The organism is Myroides phaeus, assembly GCF_900099675.1.
In the GTDB taxonomy this organism is placed as follows: domain Bacteria; phylum Bacteroidota; class Bacteroidia; order Flavobacteriales; family Flavobacteriaceae; genus Flavobacterium; species Flavobacterium phaeum.
In genome coordinates, this window is record NZ_FNDQ01000007.1 from 95,794 (window position 1) to 115,267 (window position 19,474).

Annotated in this window: 9 protein-coding genes and 1 pseudogene; all 10 read left to right on the forward strand. The window is 34.8% G+C overall.

Going from position 1 to position 19,474, the window contains the following annotated elements; all coding sequences use genetic code 11:
• Window positions 1-1,094: 1,094 nt before the first annotated feature.
• Entirely contained in the window at window positions 1,095-7,634 is a 6,540-nt protein-coding gene (locus tag BLT46_RS05275) for a COG1361 family protein (protein ID WP_245722947.1), read from the forward strand.
• A gap of 35 nt (window positions 7,635-7,669) precedes the next feature.
• Entirely contained in the window at window positions 7,670-9,892 is a 2,223-nt protein-coding gene (locus BLT46_RS05280; protein WP_090407302.1) for a hypothetical protein, read from the forward strand.
• A 99-nt stretch (window positions 9,893-9,991) separates the two neighbouring features.
• On the forward strand, window positions 9,992-10,633 hold the full coding sequence (locus BLT46_RS05285; protein ID WP_090407304.1) for a lysozyme inhibitor LprI family protein: 642 nt from the start codon (window positions 9,992-9,994) through the stop codon (window positions 10,631-10,633).
• Between the two features lie 19 nt (window positions 10,634-10,652).
• Entirely contained in the window at window positions 10,653-11,909 is a 1,257-nt protein-coding gene (locus BLT46_RS05290) for a T9SS type B sorting domain-containing protein (protein ID WP_317040926.1), read from the forward strand.
• An 11-nt stretch (window positions 11,910-11,920) separates the two neighbouring features.
• Window positions 11,921-12,853, forward strand: a complete 933-nt coding sequence (locus BLT46_RS05295; protein WP_090407381.1) for a PorP/SprF family type IX secretion system membrane protein — start codon at window positions 11,921-11,923, stop codon at window positions 12,851-12,853.
• Between the two features lie 16 nt (window positions 12,854-12,869).
• The gene (locus BLT46_RS05300; RefSeq protein ID WP_090407310.1) at window positions 12,870-14,828 is read left to right on the forward strand and encodes an OmpA family protein; all 1,959 of its coding nucleotides are present in this window, start codon (window positions 12,870-12,872) and stop codon (window positions 14,826-14,828) included.
• Window positions 14,829-15,230: 402 nt separating this feature from the next.
• Window positions 15,231-16,124, forward strand: a complete 894-nt coding sequence (locus tag BLT46_RS05305) for a hypothetical protein (RefSeq protein WP_090407314.1) — start codon at window positions 15,231-15,233, stop codon at window positions 16,122-16,124.
• A 7-nt stretch (window positions 16,125-16,131) separates the two neighbouring features.
• A complete protein-coding gene (locus BLT46_RS05310) occupies window positions 16,132-16,983 on the forward strand; it encodes a hypothetical protein (protein WP_090407317.1) in 852 nt (283 codons plus the stop codon).
• Entirely contained in the window at window positions 16,980-17,807 is an 828-nt protein-coding gene (locus tag BLT46_RS05315; RefSeq protein ID WP_090407320.1) for a hypothetical protein, read from the forward strand. The genes BLT46_RS05310 and BLT46_RS05315 overlap by 4 nt, the downstream gene beginning before the upstream one ends.
• Before the next feature lie 32 nt (window positions 17,808-17,839).
• Window positions 17,840-19,474: pseudogene (locus tag BLT46_RS05320) on the forward strand (collagen-like protein); the annotation flags it as partial.

Consider the following 19,474-nt stretch of genomic DNA (forward strand, 5'->3'; position numbering starts at 1 on the left):
TAATAATTTTTGAATGATGAGTTTTCTATTGCTGATATAAATTTTAATTCTTGACTTAAGAGAGTGTAATGTGATTTTAAACTTGGTGATTATTTGTGATTTATTAGGAGGAGGAGTCTCTAAGAAACTTGTTCTGTTTTCTTTACCCCTAACAGTATATTTTAGGTTTTAATGTAGCCCTATGAGAAGGGATAATTCTGAGATTTTGCACCCAGAATATGGTCTTATTTGTTTTTATGCTAAGATACAATTAATTGGGACGAATTTAAGATTTTTTATCTTTTTTGGATAATGTCACTTACTGGCTTAGTATGGGGGTACTGGTACTTTATTTTTTTTGTAATAGCTTGTTTTATAGTAATATATATATATTGATTACCAATTGATGTCCGTTTATTACAAGAAATATTTTGTTTCATAAAAAAGTATTGGTACTCGTTTTATGAGTAAAACTATCCGTTGGTATAGGCTTTTACCCTTGTGTTCGTTCTACTTTTGACTAAATGATTTACAGGGGTAAAAAGATAGTTTTTTTATCTATTTGTGATTCGCTAAAAGCAGGTATGTTTTCTTGATTTGTGGGGACATTTTGAGAATATATCATTTCCTTAATAAGGTTTTTAATTTCTACTTTATTAAGGAATATGCTTTTAGAGTTACTGGTAGGAGTACTTCTTTTTATAACTGCAAATTTCTTACTAACGAACAATAATTTTAAAAGCCATAAGTGATTTATGGTAAGAGTAAATTATAATAATTCCTTTTTTGGTTGCTAAGTACAGTGAATAGATTAGTTGTAATTTTTATCACAAAGCTTTGTTTCTGTTTCCTTTTTGTAAAGGTTTTTTACAGGGATGAGAATTGTGAAAAATGTTTCTGACCAAAGGACGGCCTTTTTATGATTTATTGAATTGCTGTGTTCCTCGCTTTATGAAGAGCAACAGTTTTAAAACTATTTATTATTCACCTAAAAGTTGGTATGGAGAAACTGAACAGAATTAAAACAGAAACTTAGACAGGGTAGTGTAGGCTTTGCTAAGAAAATGACAAATCTACACAGGACTCTTTTGATCAGACGAGTAGTAAGCCTGTTAATGGATAGCATAACAGGGATACTTTGGCCTAATAGACCACCACAATTCACAATTTCTATAGGCAAAACACCAGGTAGTATTAAAATACTAATAGTGCGCTGTGTTTTTTTAAGAGCGAAAGAGAGAGAATCTGTTTTTGCATTGTTATCACAAGCAATTGCAATTACAACACAACAAAAAACAAAACTCAAACACATTAACAAACAACAAATGAAAAACAAAACTACTTTTCTTCTTTGGAAGAGGTTAATAATATTTTTAGTACTGCTCGTACCACTGACGTATGGGTATGGACAGGAGAGGGTTTATGCTACAAAAATGATGTCTTCAAGCAATGTCAGTAATAGTAATAATGCTGTAGACGGAGATTTAAGCACAAAAGCTGTTTTAAGTAAAGGAGGTATTGCTGGAACTGGAAGTAGTAGCTTGGAAATAGGATTTACACAATCTGTTCCTGCTAATAAGATCGTTTTTATAAAAATAGGAGTCTCTGAAAAACAGTTTTTGACAGGATTACTAGGAAGTACTTTAGGTGGTATACTTGATGGTGTAGTCTCAGGATTAATTGGAAATCAGGTGTTTGATATCGTAGCAAAAAACGGTTCAAATGTAGTTTATAGAGGTGCTTCAGATAAAATTTTTGAGAAAGAAAGTAAGTTAAGTGTGATTCAAGATGACAAAGGAGACTTTTTATTGTCAGTTAATATTGATAGTTCGATTACTTCTATTCATATCACTAATTCGAATAAAGCACTACTTCCTTTTAAAGGAGGGGAATTTGATGTTTATGGAGCTTTTTATGAAAATAGTACAGCAGCAGATTGTGGTAAACCCGTTGGTACATCTTATGATGCTATAGGTATTGACATCTCATTATTAAAGGGGTTTACAGATAATAAATATCACTTAGCTATTGATAGTAATGCGGCTACTTATTCTGTTTTAAAGTCGGGAGGAGTATTAAGTGTTGGTGTAGGTGGTCATTTATCACAATATTTTAATTTCCCAACTACTTCAGCAGCAGATGCTACATTCAATATAAAGATTGGAGCAAATAAAGGTCTCTTAGATTTGAATGTGATTAATGCCTTAGAAGTAAGAGCTTATAACAAGAATCAGTTGGTGTATAATCGCTCTTTGAGTGGTGGTTTATTAAATGGTACTGAGTTACTTACATTGCTTAACGGAAAAGAGCCTTCTATATTGACGTTTGCGCCAGGGAAAGCATTTGACAAAGTTGAGTTGCGCATTAATACAGCTATTGGCGTGGAATTAGCTAATGATGGTTTGCATATTTATGACGTTGAAAGATATGATGGTAAAACATGTGTTAATCCGCAAGTAGTTGTACCTACACCAACAGCTGTGCCTTTTGAAACGGCAAGTTGTGCTACGTCAATTATAGATTTTGAAAACGTTGATTTTGCAACAAATGCCATAGATGGTAATAATGAAACGTATGCTTCACTAATTGCAAGTGCGGGCTCTTTACTTTCGTCTTTACCTGCACATGGTATGATTCAAATGGGGTATGATACTACTGTGCCTGCTTATACAACTTCTTATATCCGCATTGATTCGCAAGATGAGGTGTTAGAGAAATTGTTAGGTGGTACTTTAGGTAAGGCATTAGATGCTGTAGTAGGTGCTTTAATTGGTGATTCTTATTTTGAAGTGGAGGCATATAACGGTAGTACATCAGTTGCTAAAACGACAAGTCAGAATGGTTTTGCTGGAACTACGGGAGGTAAAATGACGGTAGTACAAGATAAAATGGGTAGATACTACTTAGCTGTTACTCCTAATTCATCTTATAATAGTATAAAGGTTACAAATAAAGTGTCGAGTATTCCAAATGGAGAAACGCGTACTTTAAAAGTATATAATATGTGTCGTGAGATAGGTACTGATGCGTGTTTTGCACCACAGTTTACTTCTTATGACCAAAAGGGTGTTACTTTAAGTTTAGGTAAATTAGGTGAGGCTGGAGCAAAAGATCCATATAAAGCAATTAGCGATAACTCATCTGAGTATTCTGAGATTAGTACAGGGCTTATAACGCTTGGTGGTTCTGTAGGACAGATGGTTTATTTTAATACGCCTTCTCAAATTGGTGATGAACTTCAAGTGCGCTTACAATTAGATCCTACGTCTTTGGCGAGTATTAACTTAATTGGAAGTTATAAGGTTAAAACGTATTTAGGAGATAAAGAGCAAGAAACATTTGGACTGCAACAAGGATTAGTAAACAACCTTGATTTATTGAGTTTGTTTAAGTCAGGGGGAATTCAAACACTAAAATTTGACACAAGAAAAACATTTGATAGGGTAGAGATAAATGCCTTTGCTGGGGTTAATGTGTCTGTAACTCCTGCTATTAGATTATATGGGGTGAAAAGAGTGAATGATGCTTGTTCGGTTACTACGGGGGTATCGCCTTTTATTTCGCCAGTTTGTGCTACTACTTTAATAGGAGCTGAAAATGCAAATGACATCAATAACTTGTTTGATGGGAATTTTGATTCGTACACGACACTTCAATCTGGGGCTGGTATTTTATTAGGATTAGGAAAAAAGGAAGGGTATGTAGAATTGGGATATGAAAATTCGGTAAAGGCTAATGTTACTTCGTATGTAAGAATTGATTTTGAAAGTGATAAGTTAAAAGCTTTACTGGGCGGTAGTTTAGGTAATGTTGTAGGAGGTTTATTGAATAATGTTTTATTAGGAGATCACTATTTTAAAGTAGAGGTAAAGGATTCTAAAGGAAGAACGGTTTTAGAAGAAGGAAGTCAGGCTGTAACATCTTCATTTAAAAATGGAAAAATTAGAGTTATAGTTGATGCTTTAGGGCGTACGTATTTAGCAATTACACCTTCTAAAGAATATAAGTCAATTAAAATTACGGATGTTTCTAAAGCATTGGTTGGTGCTACTGCTGCTCCAAATTCAATGAATGTGTACGGAATGTGTTATGAAACAGGAAGTGATACTTGTGCGCCTGCTTTTGCAACTTCTTATGAATATGATGGTCTTAGTTTATCAGTGAATGATTTAGGAAAGGCTGGTGTTACAAATCCGGAATGGGCTATTAATGAAAATACAACTAATTTCTCTCAAATCAGTTTAGGGACATTGGGAGTTGGTGCTTCAGTAAAACAGTTTATTTATTTCAATACACTTTCTGTGCCTAATGACGTAACTAAAATACGCTTAAAAGTAGGTCAGGGTGGGGTAACTGTTCCTTTGTTAGAAAGCTTAGAAATTATTGCTTACAACGGGGATGCGAAAGTAGCAACCTTGGATTGGAAAAATGGATTAGTAGAAGGAGTTGATGTGTTAAACTTGATTAAGGCTGGAAACGTTCTTGATATTCCATTTAAAGTAGCTGGTCGTTATGATCGTATTTCAGTTGGAATTAAAAACGTGTTAAACGTTGGTGTTTTCCCTCCTGTTGAATTGTACGGTGTAACGCGTAGCTGTTCTGTGTATGCATCTTCTGATGTAGTAAGCTGGAAGTCTTATAAAGTTGATGGTAATTCAAAGACGACTACTGTAAAGGGTGGAGAAATGGTTGAATATACAATCCACGTAAAAAATAATGGATCAGCTTCATTGCTTGGGTTTACGGTTAATGATGAACTTCCAAAAGGACTGACTTACGTAAGTGGAGGAGATTTTTACAATGGAAAGGTTCACTTTACAAGTGATGTGGAACTGAAAACAGGAAAAATGACTTCTTTTTCTTTTATCGCTAAAGTAAATGACAATTTAGAAGGAATTGATGTTATTAAAAATATTGCTGTGGTTAGAGTTAACCAGACAGGAGAAGAGATTCCTTCATTTCCGCCAACAGATAATAATAAACCAACTACACCTGATACAACAAAGAAACCAGGTACTGAGATTGGGGTAACACCAAATTACGATGTTGCAATTACTAAGACAGGAAGTAGTAATGGAGCAAATAGCAATCAGGCTTTGGTTGGCGATGAATTGACATATTTAATTACGGTAAAAAATACAGGTAATAAAGACTTAAAGTCGTTTGTGATTCAAGATGTAATTAGCGAGGCTGTACCTGCTGTAATAGAGATTATTGACAATGGTGGTGGTATAGTAGATGACAATAAAATTACATACAAAATAGGGGTACTTAAAGTAGGTGAGTCGATTGACTTTACGTTAAAGACGAAAGTTAAGAATGCTCCTTCAGCGAATGAAGTAGTGAATAAGGCAGTAGTTACTTATAAGAATACTCAAGGAGTAGAAGAATCAAAAGAAGTTGAGTATAAGTTGTCTACGAATTGTAAACCAATTGATAAGAGTTCTATAACTACTTCAACTATTCTAAAAGTTTGTTATGGTGAAGTTGTAGAGTTAAAAGCTAAGTTATATGGACGTGGGAAACCAAAATTAGATAACCCAATTTTCAAATGGTATAAGACGAAAGACAGAACAGATGTACCACAAATAGGATCATCTATTACTGTTACTGCTTTAGCTGATACAACTTACTATGTAACCGTAGAGGACTTTGGATATTGTTTCCAAGGGGATGCTGCTGAAGTGAAAGTAGAATTAGATTCTATGCCAGCAAAACCAACTGTAAACGGAAAAAGTGAGGTGATTTGTTCAGGCGACGAGAGAATTTTAACAGTAAATGAGGAAGCTAATTTTTATCAATGGTATTTGAATGGCGTTGCAATTGAGGGTAATGTAGATAAAAATGCAACTAAAGAAGAGCAAGAGCAAGAAGCGAAAAGAGGAAAAGAAAAAACTTTTATAGCTGATCAGCCTGGGGTTTATACAGTGCGTATTAAGACTGATCAAAAATGTTTTTCTGAACCATCTGATCCGATTGTTATAGAATATAATCCAGTGCCAGAATTAGAAATAGAAGGAGGAAATAGGAGAGGATTAAAGTTTGTTCCTGAAAGCAAAACACCAGTTTCTATCAAATTACCAGTAGTATATACAAATGGTTCAAATGTAGTGTGGAATGACCATACTGGTAAAAAGTTAAAAACAGGTGATATAGTTGAATTTACAGCTCCTGGTATTTACACCTTAACAGTATCAAGTGAGTCAAGTAATGGTTGTGCAACTTTTGAAAGTTTGGTTGTAAACGTATGGGATAGTTCAGTTTGTCCTCCATTAACAGAGCGTGTATATGCTACGGGAGTTGGTAAATGGCAAACGACTTCATATACGACTTTAGGTGGTTTTGTGGCAGGTAAAGAAAATGCAACAGACACAGATCCAACCACACACTCTACTATTTCTACGACTGTAGCTTTACTTGGATTAGGGACTACTTGGCAGAATATTTATTTTGATGGAGATCAACCTGTTCCAGCAGGTACGCCAGTTACTATTAAGTTAGGTAAGGAGTATAGCGGATTGGTATTGGCAGGAGGAATGTCGGTTGTAGGGCTTGATGCAAATGGTAAGAGAATTGGAGCTATTAAACCAGTTGCAGGAGGAGTACTTGATTTATTAGCTTCTGACAACGTATTTGAATACACATTTGTTCCTTCTGATAAGAATGGAGCTCAAGCGTATCACGGGGTTCAAATTTCCTTAGGTGCTTTAGTTGGGGTAGCTCAATTGGCAAAAGTATATGGAGTGTACTACGAGAAGCGAGTAGATGCTTTTAGCCCTGGATATTGTGCTCCTGTTACAACAGGTGTTCACGAATCTGTGTTAGACGTGCTTCACGGAGTACAAGATATCGGTTTAGGAGTAGCAAGTGCTACGGCTTCTGTTTCTCATGCGTGGAATGCTGTTGATGATGATTTAGAAACGTATGCAATGATTTCAAGAGGGGTAGCTGTAGCCAATATGGCAAGTTTAACCGTAGTGTTTAAACAACAAGCTGTACCTGGTGATAAGCTACATATCATTACAGAAGTACCAGGTAACCCTGTATTGAGTTTAGAGTTGATTAAAGGATATAAAATCCAACGTTACCTCGGAGATCAAAAGGTAGGTGAAGAAATTGATGGTACGGGAGGAGTAAAAGTAATTGACTTAAAACTATTAGGGATTGGTTACAAGAACAAATTTAAAATGATCATTGATGAGGTTGATGAGCCGTTTGATAGGGTTAAGATCTCATATGGTAGTATCGTTGGGGTTTTAGGAAACTTCACAAAAGTGTATGAGGTGAGTATCGCTCCAAAGATTGACTTGGGAAGTAATTTCGACATTGAAAAAGATACAAAGGACATCTGTAATAGTGGTGTGTTAGAAATTTTGCCAAGTGACGCTTGTAGTACTTACAAGATTTTTACCCAAGAAAAAGGCGGGGATGAACTTACGGATTTAGGTGAAAATAAATTTAAAATGCCAGGTAAGATTACGCCTATTGAAGAGGTAGATGATGATGGAAAACCTACTGGAGTATTGTATGAGGTAATATTTGTACAGACGTATAGAAATGGTTGCTTAGTAGGTAGAAGAATACCTATTAAGGTAAAAACAAAAAACTGTTCAGTTAAATCAAACTTGAACGTAACGCATAAAATTAAAATATAAACAACAATAGTAATAACACAAACACTTTATTAGACATGAAAAAAATTACGTTAATCGCAGCATTGTTAGGATCAGTTTATTTCGCTAACGCACAGGTAGGTATCGGAACACCTGATCCTGCTGTTTCAGCTGAACTTGAGATTTTCTCTACCACTAAAGGTTTATTGATTCCGAGAGTTAAATTGACAGACATAAAAATTTATAAACCAATTATAGGAGAGCAAGTAGAAAGTCTTTTGGTTTACAATATAAATGAAGTAAAAGATGCAACAGATGATAAAATAATAGCATTACCTAAAGGTTTCTACTACTGGGATGGTGCTAAATGGAATAGAATAGTTAGTAAATCAGAGTTAGATAAAGCAATTGAAAATTTAGGTGATAACATTACTAAGATTGGAGCTGACGTAACTAACCTTAAAAACTTGATTAACTATATCGTTCCTACTAACCCAGGGAATGTAGATAGCGATGGTAAACCAGTAGTAGTAGAAAGTCATAGTACAATTGTATATGATCCTAAGACTGGAGAAATGTCTTATGTAACTTATGAGGGTGGTAAATATGTAACAAAAGCGATCAACTTAACGAATATGATTCGCGGAATTGAGACAAATACTTTCTTTATTGATTTTATAGATAATAATAGTAAAGTAACAGGCTATGTATATTTTAATGAAGCTACAATTACAAAGGCAATTGAAGATGCATTAAAAATAGATCCTAAGGCTACTGAAGCTGATATTATCAATGGATTAAATGCAAAAACACCAGGTGCTATTACAATTGAAGTAAAAGGAGTTGTTGTAAATAACATCAAAGAGATTTTAGAGTCTAACCCTAATATTACTATACAAGTTGATGGTAAGGATAAAACGTTTACTACAGTAGAAGAGTATTTACAATACATCACACAGTTCTCTGAAGGAAATGTTATCTATACACAAATTGAAGATCCTAATGATGCAAATAAGAAAATTTGGGCATTCCAATATTATGATGCAACTACAAAGGAGTATAAAACAATTAACTTAAATGATTTAGTAAAAGGAGCTGAGACTAAAACATTTATTAGAAAAATTGAAGAAAAAGGAAAAGCAAACAAATTTGTTTATTTCTCTGAGCAAACAATCATTGATTGGTTAGCAGCTGATAAAGCAAATACAGTAGATAATATTCCAAATGATGCTCCGGGCGCAGTAACTGTTGATATTATGAAAGAATTGACTACGAATATTGAGCAATTTTTTACTGAGAAAACGACTGTTTTAAAGGAAGGTTCTACAACAGAATATCACACAGTACAAGAGTTGATAGAGAATATTTCTAAGAATGTATCGGGGAATGTTATCTATAAAGAGATTGAGGTTGATAAAGATCCAAGTGACCCAAGTCAAGGAAAAGAAAAAGTTTGGGTATTCCAATATTATGATGCAGCTACAAATGAGTATAAAACGATTAACTTAAATGATTTAGTAAAGGGAGCTGAGACTAAAACAACAATTACAAGAACTGAATCTAAAGCGGACAAATCGTTAGAAGCTTATGCTAAAGTAAATGCGCCAGTAGATAAAGACGTTAAAAAAGGAGAGATCTTCTATAAATACGACAATGAAGCAGGGCAGCCTGATTATATCAATATGACAGGAGATATTCTATTGTCTATTGAGAATAATGAGAAAATTAAAAACGCAATCACAAATGTATTAAACGCTGGTGGTAACGTGTATTATGGTGACCACGATGGTGATGAGAAAGATACAGCTGTAACTGATAAAACGCCACATGTTTTTTACCATGTTGTTTATAATGATAAAACTAATAAATATGAAAATAAGGAGATTGACTTACCTCTTTCTATGTTAACTAAGGTGATTAACAAGCATAAAGATGTTGTTAAAAAAGCTTTAGGAGATAATATTACAAATGCAGGAGATATTGTTTTTACAGGAAATGTGTATAACGGTCGTTATGTGTATTTAGCTAAAGGAACAACTAAAGCAGGTAGAGAAGTTGCTGGTACTTGGGTTAATTCTGCAAGAACAACAGGGGTTGAATTAAAAAATGCTACAGCTATTCATGGCGTACTTTCAATTAAATTAATGAAAGGAGATATTGTTGTTGCTAATAGCGCTACTGATATTGTAGTATCAGGTACTACAATAGCATTCAACATTGGTACGGCAGGACATTACATTGTAGTTCCTACAGGTGATTATGACGTAGTAGTTGAATACGCTGGTAATGAGGTGAAATAACCTTAATGACAACTTCAAACTCAAAACAACAAGATAATTAAAAAAAGGAAGTACAACTCACCACTTGTACTTCCTTACACTTAAACTCAAAATGACATTATGAAAAAAATATATTTAGGATTTGCATTTACTTTACTAACGACTTTAGGATTTGCACAAACTAAAATTGGAGTGGCGGGAGCTAATAATACTCCAGATGTTAATGCAAATGCAATTTTAGAGTTAGATGCTGCTGATAAAGGTCTTTTATTACCTCGTTTAGCATTAGAAAAAACAACAGACGCTACACCTTTAAACGAACACGTAGCAGGTATGACTGTTTATAATACCAGTAAAGTTAATGATGTAGTGCCTGGGTTTTATTATAATGATGGTACGAAGTGGCAACAAATGGTAACAACAGATAACAAGGCTGTGAAATTTTTCTATATGCCTTCTATTGTTTTTGACACGTCAACAGTAACGGCTAATAATACAAAAGAAGAGAAAAACTTATATGCTGAGTACACAAAGCAGTTTGGTTTAGAAGGGAATGCTGTAGGAAGTACAGGTGCTCCTATGGCAGATAAAGGAGGTATTCCTCATTTCCCAAACGCAACGGATTTGTACTATTATGTAACTGATTACGATAATACAATATTTGATGACATCGTAATTGATGAGAATGGTAAAATGACGTATAAAGTTATTGGTACGGGGAGTGCTTATTCAATTATGAACATCGTGTTTGTAGTAAAATAGTGAACTATAAAAGAGCGACATGATGAAAATTAATTACAACACACTCTTAGTAGTTCTATCTCTTACTCCGTTAGGTACGATGGCGCAAACAGTGAATAAAGGGCAGCTATATGTAAAGGCTGGTTCACTGCTTTCTACGCATTATACTTTTGAAAATAAGGCTAAAGCGGATTTTAAAAATAACGGAACTTTTATGGTGCATAAACACCTGACTAATGAAGGGAGTTTTGATTATATGGGGATTACACCAGAAGGGAAAACTATTCTGATGGGTAAGACCACACAGGTAATAGTGGGTGATAGCCAGACTAAGTTTAACGATTTAGTGCTTGACAATGCTACAGAGAAGATGGCTTTTGATATTCAAAACAATATGATTGTGGCGGGTAAGGCTGATTTTTTAAATGGTATTGGAAAGGTTGATAAAAACAAAGGAGCCGTTACTTTTTTAGATAAAGCAGAAGCTGCTAATCCATCGGATAAGAGTCACCTGGAAGGGGCTGTTGAAAAGGAGGGTAAAAGCGATTTTACTTTTCCTATTGGCGACCAAGGAATGTATCGCCCAGCGGGAACGTCAATGGTTAAGTCAAATACAGATATATTCTCTGCAGAGTATATTTACAAGGATAAGCCATTTTTTGATGCACGTACAAAAAAGGCAGGAGTTATTCAATTAGTGGATAATATGGAGTACTGGATTATAAAAAAGAGGGACAATAAGCATGAGAATGCGATTGTTACTTTGAGTTATGACAAGCGTACTACACCGGCTGAATTGTTGTTAGAAGCAGATAAGAACCTACGCATTGTTCGCTGGAACGAAAAGGATAAGATGTGGGTAGATGAAGGAGGAATTGTGGATGAGGCTAATCAAACAGTTACAACACCTATTGCAGTAGAAGATGTGGGGTACTTTACCTTAGCTACTGTTAAGACGGATTGGATGTTGGATGGCGAGGTTGTGATATACAACTTTGTATCTGTAAATGGTACAGGACACAATGAGTTTTTCCGCATTGATAACTTGAACAAATATCCAGATAACCGCGTGGAAATATATAACCGTTGGGGAGTTAAAGTTTACGAAACAACGAATTATAACAGTAATGGAAATGTCTTTAAAGGCTATTCTGAGGGTAGGGTAACTATGAATAAAAATGAGAAGTTGCCATCGGGTACTTATTACTTTGTGGTAACGTATGAGTATCCGGATAAATCTACAGGGGCTTCTCGTAGAATTAAAAAAACAGGATACCTACACTTAGAATCTAATTAATGAAAAGACAGATGAATTACAATTCAATACTAAAAAAAGTGGGCTTGTGCTTGGTATGTTTAGCTACAGCCCAACAAACTTTTGGTCAACAAGATCCTCAATATACTCAGTATATGTACAATCCCTCTAACGTAAACCCTGCTTATGCGGGGTCTACAGGGGCGCTTTCTCTTTTTGGACATTATCGCGCACAATGGGTAGGACTGGATGGGGCTCCTAAAACAGCTCATCTATCTGCTCATAGTCCGATAGGCGATTCTAAATTGGGAATTGGAGGTACGTTTACCAATGATAAATTAGGGGTGATGACAGAGAATAATATCTCGTTAGATATGTCGTACACTATAGACGTAAACCGCGATTTTAAATTGGCATTTGGTGTGAAAGCTACTGCTAATTTACTTGATGTGGAGTACGATAAACTACACGCTTATGATCCTTCTGCTGCGGAGTTGGCAAACAATATCAAGAATAAATTTAACCCGAATGTTGGGGCTGGTTTGTACTTGTATTCTGACAAAGCGTATGTGGGATTGTCTGTGCCTAATTTCTTGACAACTGATCGCTATGACGATAATGAGATTACTGTGATGAGTCAGAAAGCACACTTCTATTTAATGGGAGGGTATGTGTTTGAGTTAAATCCAAGCTTGAAGTTTAAGCCTGCTTTTTTAGCAAAGGCTGTATCAGGAGCGCCATTGCAAGTGGATTTAACAGCTAACTTCTTGTTTATAGACAAGTTTACTGTAGGAGCTGCTTACCGATGGGATGCTTCAGTGAGTGGTTTGGTTGGGTTTCAAGTTAATCCAAACTTAATGATTGGATATTCTTACGATGCAGATACTACTAAGTTGGCTAATTACAATTCTGGTTCACACGAGTTTTTCTTGAAGTTTGATATTTTTAATCACAAGACAAAATTGAATACACCGAGATTCTTCTAATACTAAACGATGTGATATGAAAAAGAATGTGATTAGGTTTTTTTCAATTGCCTCTGTGTTTTTGGTTACCATGGGTGGTTTTGCCCAAGGTGTCAAAGAGAAGAAAGCAGATAAGAGTTTTGACCACTATGAATATGTCAATGCGATTGAAATCTACGAGAAAATTGTGGATAAGGGATATAAGAGTATCAATACCTTATCTAAGTTGGCAGAGGCCTATTACTTTAAGGGAGATTTAAAAGCAGCTCATAAGTGGTATGAAGAGTTGTTTACCCTGGCGAAGCAAGAGGATGCTAAACTGTCTTCCGAATCGTATTATCGCTACGCTCAGACGTTGAGGGGAGTTGAGAATTACGAAAAGGCAGATGAGTATTTAGGCTTGTTTGCAAAGCTTGAAAAAAGCGATAGTAGAGGTATTTTGTTTGAAGAAAAGAAAGATACCTATCTGGATGAAATCAACGCTATGATTCAGCGTTACGACTTGGAGTCTTTGCCTATTAATAGTGAGTATTCAGATTATGGAGCTGCTATTTTAGGGGATAAATTGGTATTTACGTCTGCCCGTGAAACAGAACATGGTGGAAGGATTCACAAATGGACTAACGAGGCAGTTACAAGCTTGTATATGTCCACTATTGCTTCAGATGGTAGTTTTAGTGAACCCGAGTTGTTTGATAAGTCGGCAAAAACAAAGGTAAATGAGGCTTCTGCTATTTTTACAAAAGATGGCAAAACGATGTACTTCACGCGTAACAATTTTAAAAAAAATAAAAAGGTTTACAACAGTGATTACGCCATTTTATTGAAGTTGTACAAGGCAACTTTGAATGAAAGCGGACAGTGGAATGAAGCGGTTGAATTACCTTTTAATTCAGATGATTTTAATACAGCTCACCCAGCTTTGTCTCCTGATGAAAAGTGGTTATACTTTGCCTCTGATCGAACAGGAACAATAGGGGAGTCTGATATTTATAGAGTAGCAATCTACGAAGATGCTTCTTTTGGAACACCAGAAAATGTTGGTAATCGCATTAACACGGAAGGCCGAGAGACGTTTCCTTTTATTTCTAAAGACAACTATTTGTATTTCTCATCAGATGGTCGCCCTGGTTTAGGTGGTTTAGATGTCTATATGGCAAAAATCAATGTGGATGGTACATTTGGAAAAGTTGTGAGCGTAGGCGCACCTATCAATAGTTCTTCAGATGATTTTGCCTTTTTTATCAATGATAAGAATCGCAAGGGATTTGTTAGTTCTAACCGAGAAGGGGGGGCAGGTAATGATGATATCTACTTTTTTCAAGTAGTTGATTGTATACAAAAGATAGAAGGAATTGTTTTTGACAATAGTACTAAGTTGCCAATTGTTAACGCAACGGTTGTATTATACGATGCAAACTACAAAGAGTTGGAAGTAATTACTACGGATCAAGGAGGACATTTTGTAACAGAAGCAGTGGAGTGTAATCGCAAATTTAGATTAAAAGCAAGTGCTGAGAACTTCCTTACTGCTGAGATTTCAACATTGTTAGGGAAGGAGTTTAACGTGTCTAAACAAGTTAATATAGGATTAGACCCTGTAGAAGAGAAAATAGGAGCAGATGATGATTTGTTTGCTAAGTTAAAATTAGATCCTATTTACTTTGATTTTGACAAGCATACTATTAGACCAGATGCAGCTGTTGAGTTAGCAAAAGTGGTTGAGGTATTGAAGTTATATCCACAGATTACCATAGATGTTAGAGCGCATACAGACAGCAGAGGAAACGATGCTTACAATATGAAGTTGTCTGAACGCAGAGCCCAATCTACAAGAACTTGGATGGTAAATCAAGGTATTGAAGAAACAAGAATAAGTGCAAAGGGATATGGAGAAACGCAGTTGATAAATCAATGTGCAAACAACGTTCCTTGTACAAAAGAAGAACACCAAGCGAATAGGCGAAGTGAGTTTATAATTGTTAAAATGGATTAGTCTTCTTTTTAGCAGATTGAGTGAAGCCGGTTTACATTAGTAAACCGGCTTTTTTTTATGTAGAAAAAATAGAATTGCGGTAGCTGTATAAAAATATTATGTTTTTTTAAATTAAAATTAAATATGCTAAGTAGTTGTTGTTTAGTAGTTTGTGGTTGTTTTTTGCTTTTTCTATCACAAAATTAGAGAACTTTAATTTTGAAAATCATGTTTTGTCACGGTTTTTGTAAATAAGTAATTAGGATGTGAAAATATTTGATAATTATAAATTTTAAAATAGATTATTAAAGGTTTAATTTATTTAAATTAATAAATTATCTTTATTAAAAAAGTTAAATGATAGTAGTGTTTGTTTTTTATAAGTAAAATTAAGCATCACCATTAGGATATAAAATAAAGGTTATGAAAATAGTTAGAAAATTTTTATTACTGTGTCTTGCTTTAATAGCTACCGATGGATATAGTCAAATAGGGATTAATCAAAGGGGAGTTAGTAAAAATGCGACCGCAGAGTTTAATGTAAATAACAAGGGGGTTTTAATACCACGTGTAAATATAACGAACAAGTTTAAAAGTGATCCAATTGTTGGTGAGCAAAAGGATATGCCAGATGGACTTGTAGTTATTGATGTGCACGATAAAGAAGAAAGTGTATTATCTTTTTGGAATAATAAACTAAATGGAGAAAAAGGAGCTTGGGAGCAGTTGGCCAATTTTGATAGACTACCAAGAACTGCGATTATTGGTTTTCAACCTAAGAATTCGTTGACAGATGTGAATGTTCAAGAAGACGGTGTGCCAATTCATTTAAGAAGTTCTGAAATAAAGTTTAATATTTTGAATGACGGTCATTTAGCAAATCTACAAGTGCTTGAAGATCATAATGATTATGGAATTACATTTGGAATATCGTCAGGAGTTTATTTAATTGAATTTATAGCTATTTATATTGCAGATCCGATTACGATTGATCCTTTAATTAACTATAATATGGCTTATTTTACAGATTTTTTTGTAACAGCAGATCATATTTTTAAAGGTCCTGCAGTTGAAGGAGGACCACAAGTAGGGGAGGTTTATTGGACTTATTATAGAGTTGAGCGATCTACATATTCGCCAGTAAAAGAGGAGCATAGAGTTGTTTTTTCTAATGTTTTTGATTTAGAAACTAATGAGGAAAAAGAAGTCTTGTATCGAATAAGTTTAGGTTTAGGCAGGGCATCTAATACAAGTTATAGGGATGTTTTTAAATTAAGTGGAAATAATTCTTATCTGAAAATTACAAAATTAAAATAAGGTGAGTATGAATAGTTTTTTTAAATATAGTTTGGTGTTGTTTTTTGGTATTACTTCAATGTATTCACAAACAGCAACGAATCAACATAAGGAGCCAAGTGCTACTTCTCCTGTGATTTTAGATATGTCTACAATTAATGAAGGTGTTGTACAAGGAGATAAAGCAAAAGGATTTGTATTACCTGTTGTTGATATTGATAATTTATTGGATACTAAAAAGCCTATAGAAAATCCAGCAGAGGGGTTAATGGTTTATAACCAAGGAACATATAGAATAGCAGGTGTTTATATGTTTAAAAATGGGATGTGGAGTCCTATTGTAAATAGAGGTAGTTCTATTGAAAATGCAGTAGCAAATGTTGAAAACGATGAAATTCAATTTGTAAATAGAAGTTATTTTACTTTAAAAATTAAAAAATTAATTTTTGATAATACTTATGGGGATGTTAATGTTGAAAACAATAGTTTGAAGTTATTGCCTGGAAATTATTTGATTACTATTCATTTGGCAGGAAAATTGAAATATAACCTATCGAATGCTATAGGTCAGAGTTCGCAAAGTGTTAGAGCTCATTTAATTAATATGAGAAGCAAGATTGAGGTAAATGGAAAGGAAGGATTAAATACTTCTTTTGTAGATATTTTAGTGCCAATGTCAGGAAAAGATTCAAATAAAAATAATTTGCAGATAGAAACCTCAAGAGCATTTACAACAACTTTTTACTTTGCTGTTGTTATAGAAGAGAACACAGAAGGAATTGTTAAATTATTGATTAGCACGCAGAAAGGAACTACATATAGTGGTGATGCAATTCAAATTGAAGATTCTTTTGTTAACATTGAAAAATCAATACTATGATAAAAAATATAGTAAGAGTCGGACTTATGATAAGTTGCTTTTCAGCTTGGAGTCAGGTTGGTATTGGAACACATAGACCTCATGAATCAGCAGTATTGGAGGTTAGCTCTGATACGAAAGGTATTTTATTACCTAAGCATGTTTTTGAAGTGTTCGATGATAATAAAAATCCTATAGAAGATCCTCAAATAGGTACTTTAGTGTATAATGTTATTGACAGAAATCACTTGGATAAAATTGCAATGAAAGGTATATATGTTTGGGATGGTAAAAAATGGAATCAATTACTAAATACAGATGGTATTGATCAGTTGCTTACAGTTAGGATGGGAAGGTCTACAGGAGCTCAAGATATTGAGATTATAAAAGAGAATAGTAATAATAATTTGCAATACATTAATTTCCCAGCGGGTAAATATGTAGTAACATCGACTTTTGCTGAAGAATTACCCGTGAAGGAAGAATTAATAACTATTCCAAAAGGGTTTTATAGAGTAGAAGTCTCTTTCGATGGATGGAATAAAGAGACTACAAGTGGTGATGATAGTAGTTTTTTACCTGGATATTTAGGATTATTTGTAAAAGAATGTGTTATACACGATGAAAATAATGTGGCATTAGCTAATCCAAGAGTTTTATCTATTATTTCAAGTGAAAAGGAGCGACAAAGTATTCAAGGATATACATTTACTTTCTTTTTTAGAATAGATAAAACAACAGCAGTAAAGGTTGGATTAAGAAATGCTGAAGGAACATCAAATAATATGGGTTTTTGGGTAAATCAAAATGGAGTTTCAGTAAAGCTTAGACGTTACTTTGATTAAAAAAACAAGATTGAATATATAAAAGAATTGCCATGAAAAAAAGATTAATATATATCGGATTAGCTTTTACATTAACTACTATAGGATATTCACAAGTTGGTATTGGTACGGCTTTGCCTAAAACCGCAGCTATGTTAGATGTAGATGCAACAAATAAAGGAATGTTAGTTCCTCGTGTTAGTTTAAAATCTCTTGTAGATGACGACACTATTGAAGGTGAGATGATCGAATCATTATTGGTGTTTAACACTAATGAGAAGGCTCAGGATTTACAGAAAGGATTCTATTATTGGTATGAAGATAAATGGTATCATTTAGCAAGTGATAAAAATTTTGAAGACTTAAATACTCGTAACAGCTATTTTATTGTAGAAAACGATTCACTTTATTTATATGATACTGATAAGAAATCGGTGAGTATTTTTTTGAAAGAGTTGAAACAATTTGAAACTGTGACGAAGATTGATTATAAAGATGGAGATACAAGTTTCATTTATTATAATGAGGAGGCTATTGATGCTGCAGGAAACCCAATTTTAGAAAAAGGGGTTAAAGTTGATTTATTAGCTGGACCAAAAGGAGATAAAGGAGATTCAGGATATAATTCAGAATCAAAACCAGGTCAGTCAGGAGAACCTGGTAAGCCAGGTACTCCAGGAGGACCAGGAGAAGGTGTAACTATTGTTCATAACGATAGTGGTGTTTGGATCTATGATGAGACTACCAATACTTGGACTAATATCAATGGTCCAAAAGGAGATAAGGGAGATAAAGGAGATTCTGGATTTAACGGTCAGAATATGGAAGGGAAACCAGGTGATCCAGGAGCTGAAGGAATGCCAGGAAAACCAGGAAGTGACGGAGGACCGGGAAAAGACGTTACTATAGTTACCAATAATGATGGAGTTTGGGTTGTTCAACCAGATGGTACGTGGGTTAATATTAAAGGACCTCAAGGAGATCAAGGACCACAAGGATTACCAGGATTTAACGGTCAGAATATGGAGGGGAAACCAGGAGAGCCAGGAGCTGAAGGAATGCCAGGAAAACCAGGAAGTGATGGAGGTCCGGGAAAAGACGTTACTATTGTTACCAATAATGATGGAGTTTGGGTTGTTCAACCAGATGGTACGTGGGTTAATATTAAAGGACCTCAAGGAGAGAAGGGAGACAAAGGAGATACTGGATTCAACGGTCAGAATATGGAGGGGAAACCAGGAGAGCCAGGAGCTGAAGGAATGCCAGGAAAACCAGGAAGTGACGGAGGACCGGGAAAAGACGTTACTATAGTTACCAATAATGATGGAGTTTGGGTTGTTCAACCAGATGGTACGTGGGTAAATATTAAAGGTCCACAAGGAGATAAGGGAGACAAAGGAGATACTGGATTTAACGGTCAGAATATGGAGGGGAAACCAGGAGAGCCAGGAGCTGAAGGAATGCCAGGAAAACCAGGAAGTGATGGAGGTCCGGGAAAAGACGTTACTATAGTTACCAATAATGATGGAGTTTGGGTTGTTCAACCAGATGGTACGTGGGTTAATATTAAAGGACCACAAGGAGATAAGGGAGACAAAGGAGATACTGGATTTAACGGTCAGAATATGGAGGGGAAACCAGGAGAGCCAGGAGCTGAAGGAATGCCAGGAAAACCAGGAAGTGACGGA

Coding starts and splice junctions, on each gene's coding strand:
- BLT46_RS05290 (WP_317040926.1), top strand. CDS start 10,653: ATGATGAAAATTAATTACAACACACTCTTAGTAGTTCTATCTCTTACT.
- BLT46_RS05280 (WP_090407302.1), top strand. CDS start 7,670: ATGAAAAAAATTACGTTAATCGCAGCATTGTTAGGATCAGTTTATTTC.
- BLT46_RS05285 (WP_090407304.1), top strand. CDS start 9,992: ATGAAAAAAATATATTTAGGATTTGCATTTACTTTACTAACGACTTTA.
- BLT46_RS05310 (WP_090407317.1), top strand. CDS start 16,132: ATGAATAGTTTTTTTAAATATAGTTTGGTGTTGTTTTTTGGTATTACT.
- BLT46_RS05315 (WP_090407320.1), top strand. CDS start 16,980: ATGATAAAAAATATAGTAAGAGTCGGACTTATGATAAGTTGCTTTTCA.
- BLT46_RS05300 (WP_090407310.1), top strand. CDS start 12,870: ATGAAAAAGAATGTGATTAGGTTTTTTTCAATTGCCTCTGTGTTTTTG.
- BLT46_RS05305 (WP_090407314.1), top strand. CDS start 15,231: ATGAAAATAGTTAGAAAATTTTTATTACTGTGTCTTGCTTTAATAGCT.
- BLT46_RS05275 (WP_245722947.1), top strand. CDS start 1,095: ATGGATAGCATAACAGGGATACTTTGGCCTAATAGACCACCACAATTC.
- BLT46_RS05295 (WP_090407381.1), top strand. CDS start 11,921: ATGAATTACAATTCAATACTAAAAAAAGTGGGCTTGTGCTTGGTATGT.